The organism is Enterococcus hirae ATCC 9790 (assembly GCF_000271405.2).
In the GTDB taxonomy this organism is placed as follows: Bacteria; Bacillota; Bacilli; order Lactobacillales; family Enterococcaceae; genus Enterococcus_B; species Enterococcus_B hirae.
Window position 1 is genome coordinate 20,587 of the sequence record NC_018081.1, and the last position, 26,233, is coordinate 46,819.

Below are 26,233 nucleotides of genomic sequence, written 5' to 3' on the forward strand. Positions count from 1 at the left end.
TATAAAAGATCAATCACCGTAACGGTTAATCTTTAGTTTTAGTTATATGTTTCCTTCTAAATTCTACTGGAAACTTATATAAATGTAAGCTAATCATTAAGAGTAATGTAGAAAACTTACGACTCTTGGTAAATATCTCATTCTCCATAATGAATCGAAAGTTATGTCTTAAATAACTTACGATTTCTTTTGTTTCCGGACGATCCGTTACGTTTGCTACTATAATCTTATCGAGAACTAAAAAGTTAGCAAAACAAACACGTTGATGTGCTGCTTTTTTGATTTCTTGACTTCGGTCTTTGAGCTTTATTTCATTGTTTTCCCAAGCTTCAATAAATTCAAATTGTTTTTCTGAAAAACTTTCTGTATTGATACTTCCAAGACGATGATAATAATAGTACTTTTGTTCAGAGTCAATGGCTACTTTGTGGCATTGATTCAATAAATCTACAATAATAAAAGAATCTTCATGATATTTTCCCTCTGGATAGCGGATAGTTGAAAACAGTTCTCGCTTATAGAGTTTGTTCACTGCATGAACAGAGATGATATTTCCTTGTAAAATTAATAATAACGCTTCTTCAGCGGTTACTGTTTTTTTGATTGTGGGTTTGATTATCGGATCTTTTCCCTCGTAGACATCATAAATACCACAGATCGATAAGTCTGCCTCTTCTTTGATGATTGCTTTATATAAAAGTTCATACATATCTTCTGCGATATAGTCGTCACTGTCAACAAAGCCCAAATATTTTCCTTTGGCTACTTCGATTCCCGCGTTTCTTGCACTACTCAATCCACCATTTTGTTTGTGGACGACCCGTACACGAGCATCCTTCTTTGCATAGTCATCACAAATACGTCCACTATTATCAGGTGAACCGTCATCCACTAAAATCAGTTCAAAATCGGAAAAAGTCTGAGCGAGAATGGAATCTACACATTTTTTTAAATATTTTTCAACTTTATAAACAGGTACGATGATACTAATTTCACACATGTATTTCATCCTTAACTAACTGTACTGTATGCTTCAGTGATTCTTCTAGACTAAAGATCGGGAACCAGCCAGTATCTTTAATTTTTTCATTATTTAAAATAGCCGTATTTGCTTTAGAAAAGCCTTGTTGTTCAATTGCATCAGGTAATTCAAAAATGACTTGCTTCCCACTAATTTCAGCAAGTTTTTGAGCAAGCTCTTTTAGATGCAAATCAAAACTGTCATTAGAGATGTTATAAGCTTCTCCATTCTGACCGTGAATAAGGAGATGAAGCATCGCTGAAACAGCATCACCTACATAAATATAGGAAAAATACTGGTTTCCTTCACTCTTTAATACAATATCTTCTTCATGCACTGCATTCAAGATAAATTGAGAAGAAGCCTTAGAGTCAGATAACAGCATCGTTGGGCCAAATGTACGGCATAATCTTGGAATCACAATATCTAATTGATGCTTCGCAATATATGCCTGACAAAGGGACTCACTGACTCTCTTACCTTCCGGATAGCCGGCACGTAAAGTATTGCAATCAATATAACCACAATAATCTTCCGAAAACTTTTCAACGTCTCCACGATTTTCGCCATAGATCTCTACAGTTGAAAGGAAAAGCACTCTTTTCGGTTCTGTTGCTACAGCATGTTTCAATACTTGTTCTGTACCAGCAAGATTCGTCATAATCGTGCCAATTGGATCGGTTGCATAAGCTTTTGGATGGGTATTGCTTGCACCGTGGATGATATAGTCAGCCTTAATAGAAAAAGGCAACGGATCTGTCACGTCTCCTTCGATGATCTCAAAATTTTGATCAGAGATATACGGAGAGAATCGTTCTTCCAATCTTTGACGATTTCTTCCCATTGCATATACTTTAATATTAACCCCTAAATACTGGTTTGCTAACATTAACGTATCGACTAAAAAAGAACCAATCATACCTGAGGCACCAATCATGAGTAAAGATTGACCATCCAAACTTTTTAAATCAGGAGTATGTTCGACTACCTTCAGCAAATCATCTTTATATAGTGGATTATTTATTAAAGACATCCTCTTCACCTAATCTTTCATTTTTAAATATGCTTTGAAAAGCTCTAAATCATCGGTTGTGGTCAATTTGATATTTTTATCAGAACCAGCCGCAAAATACAAGGTTTCACCTAAGTCCACCATCATCGTATTGGTATAAGATGAGTCTGTCATTCCAATATTTTCTTTGACCGCCCGATTATAAGCAGATAGTAATTTACCATATTGGTATGCTTGTGGTGTTGAAACACGTCGTAACGTATTACGATCCACATATTGTTGTGTCGTTTCTTCGGTTTTCTTAATAAAAATCTGTTCATTATACGGTAATGAAGTCACACCATTTCCATATTCCTTACATTTCACAATCACATCTGATAGGACGAGTTCATCCACCAATGGACGGATACCGTCATGAATGATAATTGTGTCATCATCCTCTGAATAATCTTTTAAAAATTGTACACCGTTATTGATTGATTCTTGTCCTTTAGATCCGCCAGTAATCACCCATTGGACTTTACTGATATTGAACTCTTTGATATAAGCCCACATGGTTTCTTCCCAACCTGATTTACATACAACAAGAATTCGATCAATCTGTGGATGGTGTTGGAATGACTCCAATGTATAAATAATGATGGGCTTTCCCTCGATATTAATAAATTGTTTTGGTATATCCTGCCCCATTCGTTTGCCAACGCCACCGGCAATAATTATAGCTGTAATCATATGAGATAAATTCCTTTCTTTTATGTGTATTTATACTAAATAGGTATTGAAAACTTGCCTATTATTTCACTATCCGTTCAATAAAAACCATATTTAACCTTTTACATTTTCTCACAACTGCCAATAACTTTCAATGTTTTCCACTGAGCCTCGGTGAAATATAAGTATTATACAAAAAAACAACACATCAAAAGAATGATAGAACATTCGATTGATGTGTTGATTTATTTATTTTTAGTTTACTTTTTGAACATACTTTTTATTTGCAGTCACATAACCATCAGCTGTTTTTAATCGTGGAAGTCCTGATGGGGTATATTCGATTGATTGGATCTCTACGATCGTTCCTTTGCTAATTGCAGCTCCTTTTTGCGTAAAACTGAGATCTTTATAGTAGTAATCATTCATCAACAGTTGAACTCTTTTAGGATTCGTCACAAAATAATTATCATTTGCATTCGCAGCAGCTGTAACATACCCTTTATTAGCTGTAACATATCCCTTATTGGTTTTTAATCGTGGGATTCCACCAGCTGTATACTCGATACCTAAGACATCGATCACCGTACCTTTCGCAATTGCGGTACTTGGTTGTTTAAAGTCTATGTCAGAATAATAGCGATCATCCCTCAACATAACAATTTTTCTTGGATTTTCGATAAAGTAATTATCACTGTCACTCACTAATTGTGTTACATAACCTCTATTTGCTGTCAAATAGCCTTTTGCCGTTTTTAACCGTGGGATTCCACCACTTGTAAATACCACATTTTGGACTTCAATCAATTCATTTTTAGAGACTGCCTCCCCTTTTTGACTGAAATTGACATCATGATAATACGTATCATTTGTCTTCATGACCACATATCCTGGATTACTATAATAATAGTTTGAGATATTATCTGGCACTTCTTGCACATACTCTTTATTAGCCGTCAAATAGCCATCGGGCGTAAGCAATCGCGGTACTTGACCTTCACGGTATACGACACCTGTAACAGATACAAGCGATCCTTTCGTCACTGCTTTTCCTTTATGGAGAAAGTCTGTGTCTCGATAGTAAGTATCATTGGCTTTCATGACGATTCGAACAGGGTTTTTCGTATAGTAATTATCAATTGATGCTACAGTTGCGATCACGTAGTCTCTATTTGCTGTATAAAAGCCTTTATTTGTTTTTAATCGAGGTATTCCACTCTTTGTTTTTTCAATTCCCGTTACTTTGATGACCGTACCAGCTGAGACTGATTCTCCTGGTTTTGTAAACTCGACATCTTGGTAAAAACGATCATTTGTCTGAGCAATGACTTGTCCTGGATTTGTCATATAGTACATATCAGAGATATCACGATACTGTTCGACCAAATTTTTATTCGCAGTCAAATAGCCATTTTTTGTTTTTAAACGGAAAATACCAGAGTCCGTGTAAGCTAAGCTTTCTACTTCCACCACTGTACCTTTCGTGACTTTATTCAAACGCTGGGTAAAAGCTGTATCTGCATAAAAATAATCATCGGTCTTCAAACGAACTTTTTTAGGATTCGTTGTAAAATAAGAATCAATATTGCTTTGAGCCGCTACAACATATGATTTATTTGCTGTTAAATAACCGTGATCTGTAAATAAGCGTGGAATCCCACTAGCGGTTGTTTGAATACTTTTCACAGTAACTAAAGTATTTTCTTTAACAGTCATTCCAGGACTGGTAAAATTCACATCATTGTAAAAACAATCATCCTTCTTGAGGATGACTCTTCCAGGATTTGTCGTATAATATTTATTTAGGTCAGGTCCGGTTCCTGTATTTGGCGTTCCAAAAAAAGAACTGTAAATCATCGACATGTCAAAGGGACGTGATTGATAATTAGCCAAACCTGGGAAATACATTTTAGACGACCACTGCCAAGCGCCATAATCATTGTTCCACTGCATCGATTGTGTTGGAGTATAAGGATATTGTGCGACCCATATACGTTCTTTATTAAAGGGAGCAGGATTGATGTACCCACTATCTAGCCAGCCTCTACTAAGATATAGTGCAGCATTAGAATACCCAAGATTTTTTAGTTGTTGATTAAAAGCCAGAGCATTTTTTTGCGTATCGCGTCCGTTGGAAATCAAGTTTGGGTCTTCTGCGTCATCGAACATGATCGCATTTTTGGGCAAACCGAATTTTGACGCTGCTTGTGCAAAATATTTTGCCTCTGCTTGAGCCGTCTGGACAGATGTATACAAGCTATAATGATAAGCGGACACGCTTAGTCCTGCAGCTTTAGCATTGTTGATTTGACTTTGCGCATACGGATTAGTATAAGATGTTCCTTCAGTGAGCTTGACGGTTACTCCCGTAACCCCGTAACTTTTAATTTTTTGATACTCAGCAACAGAGATTGTTCCATTCCAACTAGCGACATCAATGAAGTCTTTTCTTGGTAAATTAGGATTATCGGCATATACACTATCAGGTTCCCTCATTCTCGTCATAATCCCATACTGACTGCCAGACGGTTGCATGGCATAAGTACCTTTTTTATGGTTTGTCCCTCTTTTCCCGAGTTCAGCATCTTCTCTTGAATCACCTTGACTAGCATCTGGTTGGACCTCGGTAGAATCACTCGTAGAATTGGCGGTCTCGGAACCCGAAGTGCTGGTACTTTCTTGAGTGGGGATTGTCGAGCTGCTGGTCATACTGGATTCTGTCGAAGAAGTCTCAGCCGTAGATGTTTCCGTAGTTGTCGAACTATCCGATTGTTTTGTATCGTTAGTTGTGGTAAGTGTTGCTGAATCATACGAGTCGTTCATTTGCTTTTCTTCAGTTCCCACTTCATTCATAGCCTTCTGTTCTTGACTAGATTGAGAAGTTTTAGCTATATTTTCAATTGCATAAGTATTGGAAATAGAGCTATTTAATAATAATGTACATAAAAGTACACCAGAAAAAATCCGTTTCATCTCTTTTCTCCTTCATACTGTATCGTTTACTTTGTAAGCTTTTTTAGTATCAACAAGAACAGCTTCATGATGAGGCTGTTGTTCTTCTTCAGGGGGCAATTGCATGTAGTCACCAAAGACCTGTTTCAAATAGCGGTCATATCCAACAGGAATTGGCATTTTTGTCTCTTCAAAGGGAACAACAATCGCTGATTTAAAATCTTCCAAATGGTAAATATTTCCCATATATTTAGGTCCGACACATAATTCTGTGACATAAGGTGTCGATCCGAATGAGTACTTACTCATTTGTTTTTCTGCAAAACGCCAAATCTTATAGCGGATTTTGGGCGAAGAGAACGTACTTAAAAGCACCTTGCTACCTGTTGCCATCATTCCTCCATGTTTTTCGGGCACAACCTGAGAACAAAACAATGCATAAACGAGCGCCCACATTTTTTGGATTTTCCGTTGCGCACTTTTTTCAGGCGCACCGTCCAAAGGAAAAATATCAATCGGTATACCATGAGGAATAGCCATTCCTTCTTGATACGTTTTGACAAATGTGGTATTTGCATCTCGAATGGTCATAAATGAATTATGATCATTGTAATTCTCAGAAGCAACCAATAGCGGATAGCGTTCAACATCAGCATATTTTGGCCATAGTTCTTTTATTTTTTCATAATCTTGTCTAGGCATAAAAAAATCCAAGTCATCATCCCAAGGAATAAAACCTTGATGACGGATAGAGCCAATACAGCCACCACCACAAAAATAACAAAGTAGGTCGTGTTTATTACAAAAATCGACAAAATATTGAGCGATTTCTAACACTACCTGCTGGACATTTCTTAATTCAGGATCATTACTATACATACTTACAGCTCCCTCTATTTTTATTTTATCATAACTATTTTTTTATCCGAAATAGAATCTGTCTAAATTTGCAAAAAAAGAGTGTGGGTCAAAAGGAAAACCTAAAGACCCAAACTCGAATAAATAGTGTGTTAGAAGAAACTTTTATCCTAACACTTTTATAAATGTGAGAATAAAGCCATGACAGCTGTCACTGCTTTTTTATTTCGATTGAAAAGCAAATGATATCACCCTGCTATTCCGGTCGCTTATTTAATACACTCGTTTTAGTGTTGCCATCAATCCTGGCATCTTTATTTCAACAAAACTTCCGATGCGTACAGCAGTTAAAAAGAATGAACAAGGCAGGTTATACAATTGCTTCGTTACTTTTTTTACTGTAGAGTCGGTGCAAGCAATTTTTTTCGCCTCAACAATAGTTGGATCCGTTAATATTTGCTTTGCTTCAGCTTTTTTTTCTTTTGCTGTCCGTGTCGAAGTGCCATAGATAGAAAAGATGACCGACGTCGTTCCTTTTAAATGGAGAGCTGCCATTCCTGGCTTATCGACTTCATTCGTCACTTCATTTGCTAATTGGTAGAACTCTTTGAAGGTACTAAATTTATTGGGACGGTACTGATTCGTGATTCCTTTGCCACCTTCAAATTCATAAATATAAGAAATCTTCGGGTTCATCAGGACATTTTGACAATATTTATAATAATGCAAATTAAAAATACGGTCTTCACAGCTATTGTATCCTTTAAAAAGAAGCTGATTCTGTTTTAAAATATCCCTTCGATAACATTTATTCCAAACTACATACATCAACTGATCGTTCATTAATCGATACATGTCTTTTATAAAACTATCATGACTTTGATAATGATGCTCCGTCACTAAATTTTCTTTTTCTGAAATAATCTGTTCTCCGTCCATCGTTCGAAAGATAAATGAACTAACGATCAAATCGGTGTCTGGATGTTTAGCTAAAAGCTTGTCATAATCAGATAAAACTTCTTTTTTCGGCGTATCATCCGCATCAAAAAATAAGATGTAAGTTCCTTGGGCTTGCATAATCCCTTCATTTCTTGCTAAACCAGGCCCTTGATTAGCCGTTGTGATCAGTCGAAATTTAGGGTCGTTCTCAATAAGTCTCGTAATGATTGCTTCCGTTTGATCTGTCGAACCATCATTGATTAACAAAACTTCATAATCAGTAAAATCAAATTCTTTTAAAGATGCGATCGTACGAGCAATCGTGCTTTCAGCATTATAAATGGGTATGACGATACTAAATTTTGGGTTACTCATTTTTCACTACCTCTCAACTAGCGAAAGATTTTCTCTTTTGGAAAAGCAATCTCTGCCAATGAATGAACATTCTCATCTTCTTCCAAGCCTTGAGAAGACATCTTATCAAAAAGAATTTTAATGGTTTGTAATAATATTTTTAAATCGAGCAATAAAGAATATTTCTTGATGTAAAGTAAATCAAACCGTAATTTACTGTTGTAATCTGATACGTATTTCCCATAAACTTGCGCATAACCCGTTATCCCAGCACGTACATTGTGTCTCAAATAGTAATAAGGATTTTCCGCATTGAATTGATCAACAAAGAAAGGACGTTCTGGTCGAGGACCAACGATCGACATGTCTCCCTTTAATACATTAAAGATTTGTGGTAATTCATCAAAACGAACTGCTCGGATAAATTTACCCACTGGAGTGACACGAGCATCGTTGCTCTTAGCCAAAACAGGTCCTGATTTGGCTTCTGCAGTCGCAGTCATCGAGCGAAATTTATAGATTGAAAATTCTTTTTGATTTTTAGTGATCCGAATTTGTTTATAAATAACCGGACCCGGTGAAGTAACTTTTACTAAAATAGCAGTTAATAACATGAAAGGTGAGGCTATGATCAGTAAAATCAACGAAACGATAATATCAAACAACCGCTTGAATAATTCATATTCTGGTGGAATTCTGAATCCTGAAGCTTCAATAATACTTTCATCTTCAAAGTTCATGATGTTTGGATTGATCATCGTTAAGTTTTCAAATGTCGTATTGAGAAATAATTTCTTCTCATTTTTTGTCACTAGTTGATAGATTTTTACTTTTTCTGCTTCTTCAATATGTGAAGCCAGATAGACGATATCCATTTGATCAATCATTTTTTTCACATTTTCATAGTAGTGATCGATGACAACCGCTTCTACTTTATGCTTATTATTTTTTTTAGAACTGAAATTTTGTATGGCCGGTGCCACATCTTTTTCTGATCCAACGATCACGACTTTCTTATCACGACTGACTTTCAAGTACAACTTATAGATTAATATTCTGTAAAGACTCAATAAAATGGTCGCTAGCACAAATGACAGTAAAATTACGCCTCGTGGGAAAGCAAACCAGCGTCCAGCAAAGGTGACGACCATGATCCCCAATGTCATTAAGACTTGACCAATAACCGTGACAAACACGATATCGCTGACCGTTCGATTATAAAAAACATATACGCCCAATAAGATATTCAAGGCAATAAATATAACAGAAATAAAGATTGCTGAATGTTGAAAAGTTTCAAAATTCCGCATGGGTATTTCCCCATGAAATTTCAGTAAGAAACTGCTATATATGGCTACATTGTACATCAAAACATCCATTAAAATAATGAATATTCGTCTTGCAGCACTCCATTCCCCATTTTTATTCATATATACACTCCTAATCACAAAATAATGCACCTATTATCTTACCATAGCAGGGTTTAAAAGCCTAGTGAATAAACAAATTGTAACAGAATTACAAAAAACTACTGCTCTACAATTATAACGCTTGCTTTTAATATCTCATTTTACGAAAAAAACTACCATGCTTTCTTAACTGATTGCATGATAGTTTCTATTTTCATTTCTTAATTAATCTGGTCTTAATGAAAAATCTCCAATTCCTTCTTTTGTCAGATTATCGTTATAAAAAGGATCATGGTTGATATATCCTGGCCATTTCACTTGCATTTTCTTTATCTCACCTGCAAAACGTTTTTGCTTCTCAGGCGTATCTTCATAGCCTCTTGATTTTGATTCAAAATGATAAAGTTCAACTTGATGGGCATAAACGTTATATCGACCTAGCTCATAAATTTTCAGGCATAAATCCACATCATTGAAAGCGACTGCTAATGTTTCATCAAAGCCATGGACCGCATGAAAATCACTGGCTTTGACCATCATACAGGCAGCTGTTACCGCTAAGTAATTGACATCGATGACTAACCGACCAAAGTAACCACAGTGTGTTTGGTCATAGTTGTTCAACGCATGACCAGCAACGCCACCAATACCAACTAACACACCAGCATGTTGTGTCGTATCATCTGGGTAATAAAGTTTGGCACCGACACAGCCAATTCGATCAAATTGCGCATAGGCAACCATATTGGTCATCCACTCAGGCTCAATAACTTCCGTATCATTGTTTAAGAACAATAAATATTTGCCACTTGCTTTTTCTGCCGCTAGATTGTTGATCCTAGAATAATTGAAAGGTATATCGATCAATTCCACTATAAAACGTTCGTTTAGTCGTTGCTGGTATTCCTTAAATAGTTCCTGCATCTTAGGATCGGTACTACCGTTATCAGCAACAATGATCTCATAGTTGGAATAGGTTGTTTTGTCAATAATTGAGTCGATACATAGTTTTAAGTCATCATATCCGTTTTTAGTGGGAATAATGACACTAACTAAGTCTTCTTGCAGCACTTCATAATTGACCTCGTAGAAACCAGAGATTCGTCCAGGACGAACTTTTCCTCTAATTCCTCTACGATCGAGTGCATCAGTCAATGCCTTGACTCCAGAATCATAAATATAGCTCTTCGCTTCACCATTGCTGGCAGTAGATCCCGGAATCGTGCGCCAGTGATACAGTACTTTATCAATGTGATAAATGTGATCAGCTGGGATCTTCTCAGTGATTCGTAGTACCAAGTCATAATCTTGAGAACCTTCATATCCTTTTCTAAATCCACCGATTTCTTTAACTAAGCTGGTACGATAAACCCCTAAATGTGAAATATAATTATTGCCCATTAAAGTATCTGGTGACCAATCCGCTTTAAAATGAGGATCAAAACGCTGACCTTCCGCATCGATCTTATCTTCATCGCTATAAATGACATCAAGTTCAGGACGCTGATTCAAGACGCTTGCGACTTCAAACAACGCATAAGGCGGTAGTTCATCATCATTATCTAACAACGCTATGAACTCTCCTGTTGCCATTTCCAAAGCAGAGTTGGTCGCTAGACTGATATGCCCATTTTTTTCTCTAAAAACGACTTTGATTCGTTGATCTTTAGCTTGATACTTTTCTAAACATTTTCTGATTTTAGGATCAGTTGATGCATCATCACTGATACATAGTTCCCAGTGATCATACGTTTGTTTTAAAACAGAATCAATACATTTTTCCAGCCATTTGATTTCGACATTGTAGACTGGCATAAGTACTGAGATTAATGGACGATATTCAAATCCTTTAGCATCTTGACGTTGCTTTTGGAGATCAAACTGTTCATGACGTTTGATCCATTCGGTATAATCCACAGAAGCTGGTTTCATTTCAAACTTGACACGTCGGATCGCTTTTTTCACTCCGTGTGTCCGTGCATAATTGAATCCTTTTTGAAGCAATCTTTTTTTCTTTTCCCAGTTTGTTTCAAGGCCATCGTCATACGGATAACGACCATTCAATTTCACCGCAATCCCATTTTGATGGGATTTTGTTTGGAAATCTAAAATCGCTTTACCTCTCATTCTTCCAGATAATCGGATGTTGAAACCACTCGGTGTTTTCACATCCAGATTGTATAAATGATTGATATCCAAACGAACAACATTGGTGACTTCGGCAGATACTTTGTCCTTATCGACTTTAATGATCGGAATTTCTTTCGTCACCTCATCAACCGCCCAGCCAACAATCAATAAATCCCCAGTTGCTCTTTCACGAGTAATTCGGTCTATAAATACAGCAATCTCTTTTTTTTGCACGAGCTTTTGTTCTCCTTTATTAAAAATAAGTTCGTTCTTATATCTCGATAAACCAGGATTCGCCATTTTCAGCAACAGCTTCAATTAAAAAAGATTTTTCTCGTTCACATCTTATTTGCAATTCAAAACCAGCTTTTGTTCCCGCTGGCAATTGTTCCGCCTCATTTACTTCTGGCCGCTCAAACTGCAAGGCTTGAAAAAATGGTGCTTGGTTCACAGATAACTTATAGGATAACGGCTGACGTTGTGCGTTAGAAATTCCCCAACCATTGATTGTCAAAATTTTCGTTTCTGGATCCCAATGCTTGCTATCCACGCATAGAGAAATCGCCTTTGCTTGAATTTTCTTTGCTGTTTCTTTCGATCGAAGCTTGCGGTTTCTTGGTTTAATTGCGAATTCTTCCTCAGTTATCAGTTTACAATAACGGTCAGTCGTCATCTGTAATTCGTTAGCTAATTTTTCATTTGTCAATCGCACTTGTTCATTTTCTTTTTTCAGCGAAGTGATTTGTGCCATTAGACGTTGCTCTATCTGCGCTAAAGGTTTGACTGCCTCAAGTAGTTCTTTCATGGTTTGTGTCAATTCCCCGATAAACCGATAATGACAATGGATCGTCAATTCTTGACCTGCGACATCAAATAGAGTAAATTGTGGCGTTACTTCACCATCAAATAAATAGCAATCATTTTGTGTTTTGATTACTGCATTAGATTGGATGAAATCAATTTTGTTCCCCGCCAATTCCCCGCTAAATTCGATAAAACTTGGTTGATCAGCAAATTTAAAAATGACCGATTCGACATCCCCGGCAATTGGAAAAGTCAATGTTTGGTTTTCTCCCGTATAATTGTTGAAAGGATATTTTTGGGAGACTTCTTTGTTTGCAGTCTTTTGGATCACTTCCACCATTCGAACATAATTCGAATTTTGTGGTTGTGAGATGTGACTATTCTCAGTGTGTTTTTTCAAAGAAAAGAAGTATTGATAAACTTCTCCGAAAGGTCGCATTTTGAACTCATAGCGAACTGCTTCGGGTAATTCTTCATAAGTTGAATTTAATTCTGTGTCTCCGACAGCTAAGTAAAGGTAATCCTCAATATTAATAGATAAACCAGCTTTTTCAAACACTTTTTTAAAACCTTCGTGTGTGTAAAAAGAATTATGTGTTTCATCTAATAAGCCATAAGAAGCCCATGGTAACTCATTGTTGAATAAATGGATCAGCACAGAATTATGGACTAAATTCGGAAATGTGATTAAAATTTCTCCATCTTCGTTGAGAAATTCTCTCACTTTTTTTAATGTTTCAGCTGGGTTCACTAAATGTTCTAAAACATCGGCAAAAAGGATATAATCAAAGGTTTGCCCTGCATAATAGTTTGCCCACTCAAAACTTTCAATATCTCCATAAAAACCATCTTGTGAAAATTCACTGACAAAATCGAATAATTCTTTATCTAATTCGACGATACTTACTTGACAATTTTTGGCTCCGATTAAATGTTTGGTCAATCGGCCGTTTCCCGGTCCAAATTCCAAGACTTTGCTGCCTGGTTTAATTTGGGCAGCAATTTTCCCTACACTACTTTGTTCATCTAAGTCCATTTCAAAATCATACTTCATCGGCTAGATAACCTTCTTCCCATTTATGGTCTAAGACCACGATTCCTTCCCCAATATATGAACCATTAACAAATAAGTTCATATATTTTGTTTTGTAAACTAAAGGTACGGTGGCATTTTCTTCAAAAATTGCCACATCAAAATAATATTCACCAGCTAGCAGGCCTAGTTTTTCATATTCTAAATAGAAAACATTTTTGCCTTTTTTCCAAGGGATTTTGATGCCGTCCAACAGTGTATTTAAACCACAAACGTAAAAATTATCGACAGTTCGTAAGGCAATCCCTAAAACAGGATTCTTGATCGAATCATCTTTTACTTCATAGGTTACTTTGACATACAGTGTTTCGCCTTGATCAAGCACGTCAACAGGATTTTTTTCTTTATCCAATAATTCCGCACTCAGTACATCAACGATGTCAGGCGCTGCAAAACGTTCCATTTGATTTTTATTTCGATCAACTGTTTTGACTGATTTTTTCTTTAAAAAGTTTTCATAGTTCGTTGTGACATCCATGGTATCCCCATATTCAACCACTTCACCATTTTTTAGCCAATAGGATCGATCACAAAAACGGCGGATCGAACTGATGTCATGGGAAACGAATAAGATCGTTTTACCTGAGTTCTTGATTTCAGTAAATTTTTCCATACATTTCAACTGGAACTCAAGGTCCCCTACAGCTAAAGCCTCATCGACAATCAAGATATCTGGATTGACATTGATAGCTACCGCAAAGGCTAAACGAACAAACATCCCACTGGAATATGTTTTTACTGGTTGGTAAATATGTTCGCCGATATCAGCAAATTCAATGATGTCTCCGACCATTCCATCGATTTCTTCACGAGAAAAACCTAACACCATGCCATTCAAATAAATATTGTCATAGCCAGAATATTCGGGGTTGAACCCAGAACCTAGTTCTAATAGTGCAGATATTTTCCCTTCAATCTCCATTGTTCCAGATGTGGGCGTCAAAACGCCAGTAATGATTTTGAGCATGGTGGATTTTCCTGAACCATTTTCTCCGACAAAACCGATCATTTCCCCTTTTTTAATTTCCACATTGATATTTTTCAACGCATAAAAAACGTCATGGTAAGATTTTTTGAAGGGATTCAAAGCTTCACGAAAACGGTCAGATGGTTTTGCGTACATATTATAAGATTTTGTAATGTTTTTTAATTTAATCGCATATTCAGTCATATTCATACTCCTTACAGCACATCTGAAAAATGTGGTTTCAATCTACGGAACACAGCAGATCCAATAACGAAGATAGCTAGCGTAAATACCCAGAAATAGAGAGTATACATTCCGTGTTCCCAGAACCAAGCTTGTCCTAAGAAAGACTCACGATATCCTTGCACGACATAATAAAGTGGGTTTAGTTTTAAGATTTGAACGATCACTGGATTGAACTGACTTGGACTCCAAAGGATTGGCAATGTCCACATAACCAACTGTAGGACAATCGTGATCAATTGCATGATGTCTGGTAGAAATGGTTGAATTGATGCTGTCAACCATGTTAAGCCGGTTAAAAAAGCACACATACAGAATAAATAATAAATCAGTTGGAGCGTCATCCAAGTTGGATAGATTCCATGTCCAATAACCACCACTAAACCAACGAAAATAAAGAAAAGATGTGCATATAGATTCGATAAAATTTTCGTAGTTGGTAAAATGCGGATATTAAATACAACTTTTTTTACTAAATAAGTGTATTCTCTGAAAACTAACGTCGTTGATGTAAACGCGTCAGAAAAAAAGAACCATGGGATCATTCCCGTAATCAAATAAACAATAAAAGGATATTTTCCATCTGTCATCGCTGCCTTTAATCCAAAACCAAAGACCAACCAATAAATCAATACGGTAAAGACAGGATTAATGAATGCCCATAAAATTCCCAAAAAAGAGCCCGCATAGCGAGACTTAAAGTCATTCACTGAAAACTGAAGCAAGAGCTTTCTATTCTGGTAGATATCCTTCATAAATAAAAACAGATCTTTAAACATTTGTGTTCCTCCAAGCAAATTCTGTTAATTACAGTCATGTGCCATTTTACCACACTTTTACTCACGGACTGTGATATTCTTAGTTTCTTAATTTTCTATTAAGCAACTTTACGCTAACATTTTTATTTTACATAAGAAATAATTTAATTGCAATGAAGCAAAAAGCTAGCTGACCCAAGAATAACTTGTTTCAACTAGCTCTTATCTAAATATTTAATGTCGGCGTGCTACTCTTGATAAAGAGCCGTCTGTCGTTTCCCTCGTTTGTTGATTCGCTATTTTCCGCTTGCTTGCAACGTTTTTTAAATCATCATACCGGTGACTTGCCATTCCCAATAACAGATAGATGATAGGTACCCACGGAAAAGAAGTTAAAGTATCTTCCATAAAGGATTGGATCATCACCGCAAAGAATGCCCATAAAAAGGTTACTTGTCCATTCGATAAATCTGCTTTTAAGGTCAATCGACCTACATAAATTAAGACTAGTACCCCTGCGATGATGACACCCAGCAATCCATATAGATTTAAAAATGAATTATAACTATTGTGATTTCCTAAAAATTGATTTCCACGTTGAAAAATGAACGGTTTCATTCCAACCCAGACTTGTTCGCTTTTTTCTGAAATAGTCTCATAGAATTTCAACCAAATTTCTTCACGACCAGTAAAGAGATTTAGATGCTCGGAATGAGCTGCTAAGTAAGAAACTGGCAACGCAAAAATCGTGACAATCATGTAGGCTAAAAATGGCGCTCGTATTATTTTGAACAATTGTTTTGGCCAAATATCCAGTAAAACAAATACGATCATCGCAACTAAAGCACCTTTTGATTGACAGACCCAGATACCAATAATCCCAGCAATCACACTCGGAAATCCAACGAATACCCGAACATACCAGCGCTCAAATGAACTGGCAAACCCACTGATCAGTAAGGAGAGGGTCATTAAAGTACTACCAATCGTATTCGTGTTGATCCAAATATCGGAAACTTTATTATCAGGCAACCAAATACTTTCACCATCAGGAATTTTTATTTCAGTAAAAATGCGGTATAACGTAATGCCAAGAAAGACATAACATACTAAAATAAAAATCGAACGATCTAACTTATCAAACTGAATCCATTTAACCGTCAAACAAAAGACTATGATTAGCGGGATCAAAAGATCTACATTCATAGAACTTGCTCTTACTTCACGGAAATGATCAAACAGAAAATAAATAAGCATTGCCGCTGCTAAAAAAATAAAGTCAGCTCTTCGTCCTTTATATACGTTTAAAATAAATAAAATGACAATGCCAAACGTAACAAATTGCGCACTGTTGTCATATAAAAAAAGCGCTTGAGCATTGCCTAGGCCTGCTGTCCATACAAAATAAATAGCAGAAAGAAATAGAATCAGTAATCCAACACTCATTTTATTTATTAATTTTCCAATAACCGTCTGAATAATCTCCATCCTCCTTTCATACTGTTTTATTATACTGTTTTTTAAAAACAAACGGCAATGCTATTTTTAGATTAATTGATAAAAAACTCACTTTTAGTGCTTCATCCAGTCTTTTTAAAAGAAAAAACATGGAACCTAAAAATAGGTACTGAGCAATTTCAGAAGAAGCAGTAAAGAAATTTACTTCCTTACACTCCCATATCAATTACTCAATACCTAATAATTACTTTCTCAACCGCCTGTATACGACCATTCATCTACTTGGTTATCCGTATTATTCACAGCATTATTGGCTGTAGATGGATCGTTTTCAGGATAGGTTACTTCAAAAATCATATAACCATCTTTATCAGGACCGTATAGTTGAGTGAATTGTGCTTGGTACAATTGATTATAATCAGTTAACGGGCGTTTGCTGACCACGTATTTGATTCCAAGCTTTTCAGCATCTTTAAAGTTGAGGGTCACAGAAAACATATCTGGACGATCTAAAACAAATGAAGTTTTTTCTTTAGCAATAAAGGCACGTGTGTGGGCATATCGATTATAATATTTTTCATATTTTTTATCTGGATCAATTTTAGCCCATGCCTTCATGTCTGGATAAAAGCGTACCGAATTAAAAGCTTTTACGCCTAATGTTGGTGTAAAGTTATACAGCTCATCTTCTGTTAACCATACTTGTTGTGGATCTGCCTGATCAATTGCTTTTATCTCTTTTGCCAGAGTCTTTTCAAAGATCGCACCAGTTCCTTCTACAACTGGGTTCACAAAGAAACCTGAAGCTACAATCAAAGCGATAAACGAAAGATAGAACAATCGACAACGTCGGAACAGAATAAATGCCAGGATTAACGTACCAACAATCACGATCATAGTGATCTCAAATTCGGTAAAGTATTTTGTCATTTTGGAATTGACCAAAGCATACGTAAAGATTCCCGCATTCGCCAACAATAGGAAAAATTTATACCATGTTGGGATCACATCTTCTTGCCAAATATAGGCAATAAACCATATGGTTAAGAGGCAAGCTGCAAAACTAAAGGTTAATATTGCTCTAAAAGGTGGCACGTAAGATAATAAAGTGAGTTCAGCGAGCCATTTTGGTAATCCTAAAGTAATCCAATAAATTGAAAACAGACAAAAGAGCATTAAAATCCGTCCAAACAGTTTTTGTTCACTATTTTTTTTACCAAATAAAACAAATGGGCTTGCTAAAAAGACGGTCGGGAAGAAATGATAAAACAGAGCAACTTCAGAATTATTAGAAAAATTGATATCTTTAAACGAAATTTTCCAGTTTGTCAGAAAATAAAAGAACTCTCCTAAATGCCATTTTCCTCCTGTACTTACTCGTTTTCCTGGATATAAGGTATTTAAAGAAGCCAGTAACGCATCTTTAGAGGTTAACCAAAAGTGGATCAGTACGCCACCTATAAATAATATTGCCCCAATGATCAGTACTGCATCAAACCAATCCCAAGTGATTCGCTTCCCATAATAGAGCAATAACCCAACAAAATAAAAGACAAGTAAATAAGCAAGCATAACTTGATGGGCTGGATAAATCACCAGGATAAAACCTAGACCCAATATGACGATCAAACTCATCATCATTGCTCGTACCCATTTTTTTTGATGTTGGTAAAAATAATGATAAAAAGCAACCATTAGTCCTAATGTGAAGAAAATCAGATCTCCCACGTGTTGCATGAACCACCACTGGACTGCTGGTGAGAAAGTTAAGGCAAAGGCGCCTACGAGTGATAAAGCTTTTTTTCTTTTTGTCAAAATCATTAAAACTTCATACCCCAATAAAACCATGACCACTAATTTCATTGCCCAATAAAACGAAAGCCCACGATCTCTTCCCAAGAAAAAGAATCCCCAATTGAATGGTTTACCAATAACTGTGATATCTTTAACAGGAGAATTATAAGCAATGATCATATTTTGTCCATTTAAGGAATAATCGGGATTTACTAAAGGATAGTCATTTTCAGCTTGTGAAAGATAAAAAGGTGTTTGCACGAGCCATTCATCTGAACGAACTTCCCTATTTTGCCCGAAGATGACATCAGTTTTCTTTCCGTCATCTCGTTGCGATACATATTTATCCCATACACCCAATGAACTACCATTCAAATTAAACGTCACAATAACTACAATGACTAGCAATCCGATGAGGTAACGAAGTTTTAGAAAGACATCAAGAACAGAATGATCTGTGCGCTCAGGCTTCACGGCTGTTCGTTGCGCGCGTCTTGTTTGTTTTTCCATGCGATTCTCCAATTTCTAGTTTGTTCTTTTTTTTACGGAAAAACAAGTTTGCTATTTCAAACTTTCAGCTGCTTCCAACATTTTTGCTAATGCTTCTTGCCATGTCGGAATGACAAAGCCTAGATCTTCTGCTTTCTTTAGACTCATCACAGAATATTGTGGGCGAACTGCTTTTTGTGGATACTCTGCTGAAGTGACTGGTGCTACTTCGACATCCGTATCTTTTAAGATTTCTTTGGCAAATTCATACCATGAACAGCTATTTTCATTGGATAACTGATATACGCCATAAGGTGCTTGTTTTTCAATCACATATACCATAAATTCAGCAAGTGTTCGAGTCCAAGTTGGGCGACCATATTGATCATTGACAATAGTTAAACGATCATGCGTTTCGGCTAAACGTTGCATTGTAAAGACAAAATTATGTCCATAAACACCAAATACCCATGAAGTACGGATAATATAATAGTCTTCTAAGATTTCTTGAACCGCTTGTTCCCCTAATAATTTTGTGCGACCATACTCATTCAATGGGTTAGTTGGATCGTCTTCGCGGTATTCTTGGTCTTTCTTTTTGCCATCAAAGACATAATCTGTACTGATATATACTAATTTAGCATTCACTGCTTTTGCAGCCAATGCCACATTTTTAGTTCCATCAACGTTAATCTTCTCATCTAATTCTTTGCCTTCTTCTTCTGCTTTATCAACGGCTGTATACGCTGCACAATGAAAAATAATTTCTGGCTTTAAGTTTGTAATATACTCCATTGTTTTTTCTGCATCAGTAATATCCAGCTCAGCAGCATCAGTTGACACATAAGCCATTCCTTTTTCATCTAATAAATGGCGTAATTCCGTTCCAAGTTGACCATTTCCTCCGGTTAATAAGAACATTCTGATCTCTCCTCTTTTTTGTTTTAAAAAGGGGTCTGCAACATCTGTCACAGCTCCCCTTACAATTGCCAATAAACAATTCCTATTTTTATACTAATTTTTTTCTGCACGTTTTACAACTTCATGCGTGTCTTTTTTACCCGAATTTTTTGAGAGTTCCTTAAATCCGGCTTATCATCATTTATTGACCATTTTTGGCATAGGCTGCTTCCACAGCTTCTTTTTCTTTCTTCCACCAATCTTGGTGTTCTTCATACCATTTGATTGTATCAGCTAAACCATCACGGAAGTTGGTAAATTCAGGTTGCCAACCTAGCTCCTCACGTAACCTTGTCGAATCAATTGCATAACGTAAATCATGTCCTGCACGATCGTTGACATGGTCGTAAGCATCTTTGGGTTGTCCCATAAGTTCCAAAATCAATTCCATGACTGTTTTGTTATCTTCTTCCCCATCGGCACCGATCAAATAAGTTTCACCGATTTTTCCTTTAGTCAAAATCAACCAAACCGCAGATGAATGATCGTTCGTATGGATCCAATCGCGAACGTTTTTTCCTTCACCATATAGTTTTGGACGTATACCACTTAAGATATTAGTAACTTGACGAGGAATAAATTTTTCAATATGTTGATATGGTCCATAGTTGTTTGAACAATTTGAGATCGTTGCTTGCAACCCAAATGAACGAACCCAAGCTTTCACTAATAGATCAGAGCCCGCTTTAGTTGAAGAATATGGACTTGATGGATTATAAGGTGTTTCAGCTGTAAATTTTTCCCCTTCGCCTTCTCCATGACCTGGTAAATCTTCACGTAAAGGTAAATCCCCATACACTTCATCGGTGGATACATGATGGTAACGAACATTGTATTTACGACAAGCTTCTAACAGGGTGTACGTACCAATAATATTGGTTTGGACAAAAGGAAATGGATCTTTTAGCGAATTATCGTTATGCGATTCTGCTGCATAGTGGACTACGGCGTCTGCTTCTTTGACTAAACGATCCACTAATTCTGCATCCGCAACATCACCAACGACCAATTCTACACGGTCACTAGGTAGCCCTGCTAAGTTCTCTTTATTCCCAGCATAAGTCAATTTATCTAACACCGTAACATGAACCTCTGGATGATGATTGACCACATAGTGGACGAAATTTGAGCCGATAAATCCGGCACCACCAGTAACAATGATATTTTTCATATAAAAATTCTCCTTGCAATCCTAAATTTCACCATAAACAAATGGATTTTCTGCTTCAAACTCTTTTAAAGTTGGATGATGCTGATCCTTTTCAGACATAATCGCTTTGGAAAGATCGATAGGCCAATCAATCGCTAAATCTGGATCATCAAAGGCAATCCCACCATCAGCTTGTGCATTGTAGTAATTATCACATTTGTAAAGAAAATTGACATTTGGTGTCAATGTCACAAATCCATGAGCATAACCTTTAGGCACCAAAAGTTGTCGATGGTTGTGTTCAGATAAGATAAAGCCTTCCCATTTACCATAGGTTGGACTTCCTTTACGAATATCGACAATCACATCTAAAACAGCACCAGAAGTTACCCGAATCAATTTCGTTTGTGCTGCTTCTCCTTTTTGGAAATGCAGTCCGCGGATAACACCAGCTTCTGCCGATAATGAATGATTATCTTGAACAAAATCAAAATCTAAACCATGTTCAACAAATTTTGCTTTGGAATAACTTTCGGTAAAAAAGCCACGATGATCACCAAAAACATCCATTTCAATGATCTTCACATCTGTTAAATTAGTATCAGTTACTTTCATTACTTCAGACTCCCTTAATTGTTGGCCAACTGTAAAAGATATTGACCATATTGATTTTTTTTCAACGGTTGAGCTAATGTAAGTAATTGCTCTTTAGTGATATATCCCATTCGGTAGGCGATTTCTTCTAAGCAAGCTACCTTGAGATTTTGACGTTTTTCAATCGTTTCAATAAATGTGGATGCCTCTAGAAGAGATTCATGCGTGCCAGTGTCTAACCAAGCAAAACCTCTACCCATCAATTCAACAGATAGTTTTCCTTTTTCTAGATAGACTTTGTTTACATCAGTGATCTCTAATTCACCACGTTCAGAAGGTTTGATGTTTTTCGCAATCGAAATAACATCATTATCATAAAAATATAACCCTGTTACTGCATAATTTGATTTTGGTAGCGCAGGTTTTTCTTCGATTGACAGAGCCTGCATCTTTTCATCAAATTCTACAACACCAAAACGTTCTGGATCATTAACGTGGTAACCAAACACTGTTGCTCCAGTATCTTTAGAAGCAGCGCGTTGAAGCATTTTAGATAAGCCACCACCGTAATAGATGTTATCTCCTAAAACTAAGCACACACTATCATCACCGATAAATTCTTCACCAATAATAAAAGCCTGTGCTAGCCCATCTGGACTTTCTTGCACTGCATACTCAATTTGTAATCCTAACTCTGCCCCATTACCAAACAGTTCTTTAAATCTTGGTGTATCTTGAGGAGTAGAGATAATCAGGATTTCTTTGATACCCGCTAGCATTAGTGTAGACATTGGATAGTAGATCATTGGTTTATCGTAGACTGGCATCAACTGTTTTGAAGTTGCCTTAGTTAGAGGGTATAAGCGTGTACCACTTCCCCCAGCAAGAATGATTCCCTTCATGAGTATAAATTCTCCTTTTCAATTTAAAATTCACCTTGTTATTATCTCATCAAACTTGTTATTTGTCATGGAATTATTAACGATTTAACTATCTTTTATTAATTCCAAACCATTTTCTCTTCACAAGCGCCTTAATCAGATTCAACCGCCAGGTAATTTTTTGGGTTAGTTTAGTGTTTGTTTTGATTTCACTCACATTAAAATCATGTCTACGATAAAGTGTCAATGTTTCTCTAATAAACCCAACACGAGTTCCACCTAACATTCCAATCCACATATCATGCATTGGTACTTCAGAAGGAATTGGTACTATTTCTTTCTTTAATGAAGATCGAAAAGCCATGCCGGCACCGATATAATTACTCCGAATCAAATTATTGAGCCAGCCTGTTCGGGAATGCCGATAGGAAAAATACGACGCGTGTATCTCATTGAGTTGACCATCCACAATCACTAGATCACTCACTACTACTAATTGTTGCGGATTTTCTTCAAAATATGCGGTGATCTTAGCCACCTTATTAGGTAGCCAAACATCATCTTGGTCTGCTAAAAAAATGATGTCACCTTTAGATTGTTGAATGGCATGGTTGAAGTTGGCAATGACACCTTTCCTTGGTCCTTCAACAAATTTGATTCGATTGTCTAGTTGCGTGTATTCCTTTATAATTTGACAAGTTTCATCTGTCGATCCATCATCTGAAATAATCAATTCATCCTCAAGTGTCAGTTGGTTTAAAATACTATCCAATTGTTCTCTTAAATATCTGCCACCATTAAAGGTAGCCATACAAACTGATTGCACAAATTCACACCCTTCAGTTTTCAGTAAATGATTGTAATGTCAAACGCCATATTTTACGATTTCTGACTGTTAAAAATTGTTTTACTGTACGTAACAATAATTGTTTTCGATGACGCGGTAACATTTCTTTATCATAATTTTGATAAAAAGTTTTTTCAGCTTTCAGTATCGACTGATACCTTGTAACAGAAACTTTCTGATAATCAAGAACTGAAAGATCATGTTCCATTTTTTCAGGTAAGATAAAAACCGTCTTTTTGAACTGATAGATCGTCCAAAAAAGCCAATGATCCAAGAAATCAAGGGGAAAATCTAAATTAAAACCGCCAATTTCCTTTAAAAATTTGATAGAAAAAACAGCGCCCGAATTAATCGCCATGATTCGTCTTTGACTGAGCTGTGATCGATCAACCTTTTCAACTTGACGATTGATATAGCGATCCGCAAAAACAGGCGATATTTGGTTGCTTCCAGCATAAACTAACGGAACGGCTGCAACCAATTCATCTGTCCAATCAATCGTTAAAAGCGTATCAAAATACGTTGCAGTCAATTGACTATCATGATCAAGTGTAACGAAATAGCGAATATTCTGCTGCGCATGATTCAACGCATAATTATAAGCCGTAGCCAGACCAGGATTTGATGGATCATGATAGTAGCTTATATCTTTGTCTTGTTCTAATAATGGCTCCAATTGCTTAACGGGACTATTATCATAAACAACCAGTTGAATCTTCTTCTCTTTGACAGCTTTCATGAGCAGATCAAAAGAAGGCGATTGACTAAAACGCTGCTGGTATAATACGATAACGACTACTATTTTGGGTATGGTCAAAAGAAAGTCCACCCCCACTTATTGAAAAATTTCACCATTGACTGTAAAAAGATACGAAAAAGTTTAAAATTGCGATGAGCACCTTTTCCATATAAATGAACAATCGTGTATAACGGCGTATAAAGGAGTTTTTCTCCTGCTTTTTCAAAAGTTAAGCAAAGATCATTATCTTCAAAATACATAAAATAGCGATTGTCAAACCCGTTGACTTTTTTAAATTTATTGACATCAACGACCATAAAACTACCAGAGATCATACGCACGTAGCTATTGGTTGTTTCTGACAAATCATGGCATTCGAATTTTGCTAAACGTTGAGCAAACAACTGCTTGACAAAACGAGCCGGAATAAACCGCAATACATAATCGAATACATCTAATTTTTGGCGAATCAAATGTTGTGTCGTACCATCTTCATTCAATATTTTAGGTGCTAACATGGCACATTCTGGATGTTCCTGCAAAAGTTTGACCAAGTCAACGACTGTCTGCTGATCCACCAGAATATCTGGGTTAAAGATCACAGCATAAGAAAAGTCACTCGTTAATAAATTATGGTTATGTCCATAACCAAATCCTTTATTTTCCTGATTAAAATAGATTTTGACAAACGGATACTTTAGATATTCTTTCAATCGTTCTTGGTAGTCAATCGACGAAGCATTATCGAAAATCAAGATCTCAACCATGGCTTGGTCATTTATGCTGGCTAGAAGCGTATCTAACGTTTGAAAAATCTTTTGACTATTAGCCGTTACGATGCTAATTAAAATCGGTTGTTTTTGATTTATTTTCATTAGTGTCTAGTCCATTTCCTTTTATATTTCTGTATGACTTGTGTTCGATATTCTTTATTGCCTAAAAAACGTAAAGTTTTAAGAATGTACTGATGCTTCTCGTTGATCAATCCAATCAACTCAAACAATAAAATAGCCGCAAATAGCATCGAAACGATCAAAACAATCGAACCGAGACGCCCAGTATAGTTCATGATCATGGCAGTAAATGAAAACATCAATGCCATAGCATAAATGGTCAAAACTGCTCCTTTATGCGTAAAACCTAGACTCAATAATCGATGATGTAGGTGTTTTTTATCTGCTGTAGAAAAAGAGACACGGTTCGCTTTTCTGCGAATAATCGCAAAAAAAGTATCTGTTACTGGAACGCCCATCACAATCAATAATGAGATAGAAGAAACAAATGTTACATTCTTCAGACCTTGTAGAGAAAGAACAGCCATCATAAATCCTAAGAACAATGCCCCAGTGTCTCCTAAGTAAATTTTGGCAGGATAAAAATTATAAGGAAAAAAGCCAATAATGCTTGCCACTAAACAGAATATGACGATTGGTATGTATACTGTAGAAGCATGTAGGAAAAAATATCCGATAATACCAATTGTAATCAACCCGATCAACGAGATTCCGGTTGCCAAGCCGTCTAATCCATCAATCAAATTAATTGCATTAGTGATACCAAAAATCCAAAAAATGGTCACAGGAAAACTCAGCCAACCCAATTCGATATAACCAAAAAAGGGCAATGTTACTGAATCAATGTGAATATCTGCCACAAAATAGACGATCAACGCTGCTAATAAGATCCCGACGGACTTTTGTTTAGGCGTCAACTCGTATTTATCATCCAGTACTCCCGTTAGAATGATCACTAAGGAAGCTAGTAAAATAGGAATGATATAAAATTTGGGAATGATGTCACGAAAAAACAATAAGGTGGATACGACAAATGAAATAAAAATGGGTAGTCCCCCAGCTGAAGGCATAGGTATTTCATTAATACGTCGCGCATTCGGTTTATCCACCATTCCGGTTTGGACAGAAATAATTTTAAATATGGGCGTTAGTACTAAAGATAACAAGATTGTTAAAAAAAATTTGACAACCATACTAAATGAAACAAGCATATTGGCACCTACTTTAATTAAGAGTCTAGAATTATTATAAAACACTCAAGCAATAAAAACTCGCA

21 protein-coding genes are annotated in these 26,233 nt (G+C 36.3%); all 21 read right to left on the bottom strand.

Features of this window, described 5'->3' with window-relative positions; translation table 11 throughout:
- Positions 1-25 precede the first annotated feature (25 nt).
- Positions 26-1,000: a glycosyltransferase family 2 protein gene (locus tag EHR_RS00110; RefSeq protein WP_010719729.1), complete on the bottom strand. Its 975-nt coding sequence runs from the start codon at positions 998-1,000 to the stop codon at positions 26-28.
- Positions 993-2,054: an NAD-dependent epimerase/dehydratase family protein gene (locus EHR_RS00115; RefSeq protein WP_010738171.1), complete on the bottom strand. Its 1,062-nt coding sequence runs from the start codon at positions 2,052-2,054 to the stop codon at positions 993-995. The genes EHR_RS00110 and EHR_RS00115 overlap by 8 nt, the downstream gene beginning before the upstream one ends.
- 9 nt (positions 2,055-2,063) lie before the next feature.
- Positions 2,064-2,765, bottom strand: coding sequence for an IspD/TarI family cytidylyltransferase (locus tag EHR_RS00120; protein ID WP_010719731.1), 702 nt, complete (start codon positions 2,763-2,765; stop codon positions 2,064-2,066).
- A gap of 234 nt (positions 2,766-2,999) precedes the next feature.
- Positions 3,000-5,717 (bottom strand): DUF5776 domain-containing protein, encoded by a 2,718-nt coding sequence (locus tag EHR_RS00125; RefSeq protein WP_010738172.1) that lies wholly within the window; start codon positions 5,715-5,717, stop codon positions 3,000-3,002.
- 12 nt (positions 5,718-5,729) lie between these two features.
- Positions 5,730-6,575: a LicD family protein gene (locus tag EHR_RS00130; RefSeq protein WP_010719733.1), complete on the bottom strand. Its 846-nt coding sequence runs from the start codon at positions 6,573-6,575 to the stop codon at positions 5,730-5,732.
- Between the two features lie 252 nt (positions 6,576-6,827).
- On the bottom strand, positions 6,828-7,868 hold the full coding sequence (locus EHR_RS00135) for a glycosyltransferase family 2 protein (protein WP_010738173.1): 1,041 nt from the start codon (positions 7,866-7,868) through the stop codon (positions 6,828-6,830).
- Between the two features lie 17 nt (positions 7,869-7,885).
- Entirely contained in the window at positions 7,886-9,277 is a 1,392-nt protein-coding gene (locus tag EHR_RS00140) for a sugar transferase (RefSeq protein WP_010738174.1), read from the bottom strand.
- Between the two features lie 204 nt (positions 9,278-9,481).
- Entirely contained in the window at positions 9,482-11,620 is a 2,139-nt protein-coding gene (locus EHR_RS00145) for a glycosyltransferase family 2 protein (RefSeq protein WP_010738175.1), read from the bottom strand.
- Between the two features lie 37 nt (positions 11,621-11,657).
- The gene (locus EHR_RS00150; protein WP_010738176.1) at positions 11,658-13,244 is read right to left on the bottom strand and encodes a class I SAM-dependent methyltransferase; all 1,587 of its coding nucleotides are present in this window, start codon (positions 13,242-13,244) and stop codon (positions 11,658-11,660) included.
- Positions 13,234-14,454: an ABC transporter ATP-binding protein gene (locus EHR_RS00155; protein WP_010719738.1), complete on the bottom strand. Its 1,221-nt coding sequence runs from the start codon at positions 14,452-14,454 to the stop codon at positions 13,234-13,236. Before EHR_RS00155 ends, EHR_RS00150 begins: the two co-directional genes overlap by 11 nt.
- Before the next feature lie 11 nt (positions 14,455-14,465).
- Positions 14,466-15,272, bottom strand: coding sequence for an ABC transporter permease (locus EHR_RS00160; protein WP_010719739.1), 807 nt, complete (start codon positions 15,270-15,272; stop codon positions 14,466-14,468).
- A gap of 213 nt (positions 15,273-15,485) precedes the next feature.
- Positions 15,486-16,739: an EpaQ family protein gene (locus EHR_RS00165; RefSeq protein ID WP_010738177.1), complete on the bottom strand. Its 1,254-nt coding sequence runs from the start codon at positions 16,737-16,739 to the stop codon at positions 15,486-15,488.
- Between the two features lie 222 nt (positions 16,740-16,961).
- Positions 16,962-19,013: a DUF7657 domain-containing protein gene (locus EHR_RS00175; RefSeq protein WP_010738178.1), complete on the bottom strand. Its 2,052-nt coding sequence runs from the start codon at positions 19,011-19,013 to the stop codon at positions 16,962-16,964.
- A gap of 51 nt (positions 19,014-19,064) precedes the next feature.
- Complete coding sequence (gene rfbD / locus EHR_RS00180) at positions 19,065-19,913, bottom strand: dTDP-4-dehydrorhamnose reductase (protein ID WP_014834184.1); 849 nt, start codon at positions 19,911-19,913, stop codon at positions 19,065-19,067.
- 181 nt (positions 19,914-20,094) lie between these two features.
- Positions 20,095-21,123 (bottom strand): dTDP-glucose 4,6-dehydratase, encoded by a 1,029-nt coding sequence (rfbB, locus tag EHR_RS00185; protein ID WP_010719743.1) that lies wholly within the window; start codon positions 21,121-21,123, stop codon positions 20,095-20,097.
- Positions 21,124-21,144: 21 nt separating this feature from the next.
- Positions 21,145-21,717, bottom strand: coding sequence for a dTDP-4-dehydrorhamnose 3,5-epimerase (gene rfbC / locus EHR_RS00190; protein WP_010719744.1), 573 nt, complete (start codon positions 21,715-21,717; stop codon positions 21,145-21,147).
- A gap of 14 nt (positions 21,718-21,731) precedes the next feature.
- Positions 21,732-22,598: a glucose-1-phosphate thymidylyltransferase RfbA gene (gene rfbA / locus EHR_RS00195; RefSeq protein WP_010738180.1), complete on the bottom strand. Its 867-nt coding sequence runs from the start codon at positions 22,596-22,598 to the stop codon at positions 21,732-21,734.
- 88 nt (positions 22,599-22,686) lie between these two features.
- Complete coding sequence (locus tag EHR_RS00200; RefSeq protein ID WP_010738181.1) at positions 22,687-23,403, bottom strand: glycosyltransferase family 2 protein; 717 nt, start codon at positions 23,401-23,403, stop codon at positions 22,687-22,689.
- 13 nt (positions 23,404-23,416) lie between these two features.
- On the bottom strand, positions 23,417-24,241 hold the full coding sequence (locus tag EHR_RS00205; protein ID WP_010738182.1) for a glycosyltransferase: 825 nt from the start codon (positions 24,239-24,241) through the stop codon (positions 23,417-23,419).
- Positions 24,238-25,038: a glycosyltransferase gene (locus tag EHR_RS00210; protein ID WP_010719748.1), complete on the bottom strand. Its 801-nt coding sequence runs from the start codon at positions 25,036-25,038 to the stop codon at positions 24,238-24,240. Before EHR_RS00210 ends, EHR_RS00205 begins: the two co-directional genes overlap by 4 nt.
- The gene (locus tag EHR_RS00215; protein WP_010719749.1) at positions 25,038-26,168 is read right to left on the bottom strand and encodes a glycosyltransferase family 4 protein; all 1,131 of its coding nucleotides are present in this window, start codon (positions 26,166-26,168) and stop codon (positions 25,038-25,040) included. The genes EHR_RS00210 and EHR_RS00215 overlap by 1 nt, the downstream gene beginning before the upstream one ends.
- Between the last annotated feature and the right edge of the window lie 65 nt (positions 26,169-26,233).

Coding starts and splice junctions, on each gene's coding strand:
- EHR_RS00155 (WP_010719738.1), bottom strand. CDS start 14,454: ATGACTGAATATGCGATTAAATTAAAAAACATTACAAAATCTTATAAT.
- EHR_RS00210 (WP_010719748.1), bottom strand. CDS start 25,038: ATGAAAATAAATCAAAAACAACCGATTTTAATTAGCATCGTAACGGCT.
- rfbB (WP_010719743.1), bottom strand. CDS start 21,123: ATGAAAAATATCATTGTTACTGGTGGTGCCGGATTTATCGGCTCAAAT.
- EHR_RS00135 (WP_010738173.1), bottom strand. CDS start 7,868: ATGAGTAACCCAAAATTTAGTATCGTCATACCCATTTATAATGCTGAA.
- EHR_RS00150 (WP_010738176.1), bottom strand. CDS start 13,244: ATGAAGTATGATTTTGAAATGGACTTAGATGAACAAAGTAGTGTAGGG.
- EHR_RS00110 (WP_010719729.1), bottom strand. CDS start 1,000: ATGTGTGAAATTAGTATCATCGTACCTGTTTATAAAGTTGAAAAATAT.
- EHR_RS00175 (WP_010738178.1), bottom strand. CDS start 19,013: ATGGAAAAACAAACAAGACGCGCGCAACGAACAGCCGTGAAGCCTGAG.
- EHR_RS00140 (WP_010738174.1), bottom strand. CDS start 9,277: ATGAATAAAAATGGGGAATGGAGTGCTGCAAGACGAATATTCATTATT.
- EHR_RS00115 (WP_010738171.1), bottom strand. CDS start 2,054: ATGTCTTTAATAAATAATCCACTATATAAAGATGATTTGCTGAAGGTA.
- rfbA (WP_010738180.1), bottom strand. CDS start 22,598: ATGAAGGGAATCATTCTTGCTGGGGGAAGTGGTACACGCTTATACCCT.
- EHR_RS00130 (WP_010719733.1), bottom strand. CDS start 6,575: ATGTATAGTAATGATCCTGAATTAAGAAATGTCCAGCAGGTAGTGTTA.
- EHR_RS00160 (WP_010719739.1), bottom strand. CDS start 15,272: ATGTTTAAAGATCTGTTTTTATTTATGAAGGATATCTACCAGAATAGA.
- EHR_RS00165 (WP_010738177.1), bottom strand. CDS start 16,739: ATGGAGATTATTCAGACGGTTATTGGAAAATTAATAAATAAAATGAGT.
- EHR_RS00215 (WP_010719749.1), bottom strand. CDS start 26,168: ATGCTTGTTTCATTTAGTATGGTTGTCAAATTTTTTTTAACAATCTTG.
- EHR_RS00120 (WP_010719731.1), bottom strand. CDS start 2,765: ATGATTACAGCTATAATTATTGCCGGTGGCGTTGGCAAACGAATGGGG.
- rfbC (WP_010719744.1), bottom strand. CDS start 21,717: ATGAAAGTAACTGATACTAATTTAACAGATGTGAAGATCATTGAAATG.
- rfbD (WP_014834184.1), bottom strand. CDS start 19,913: ATGTTCTTATTAACCGGAGGAAATGGTCAACTTGGAACGGAATTACGC.
- EHR_RS00125 (WP_010738172.1), bottom strand. CDS start 5,717: ATGAAACGGATTTTTTCTGGTGTACTTTTATGTACATTATTATTAAAT.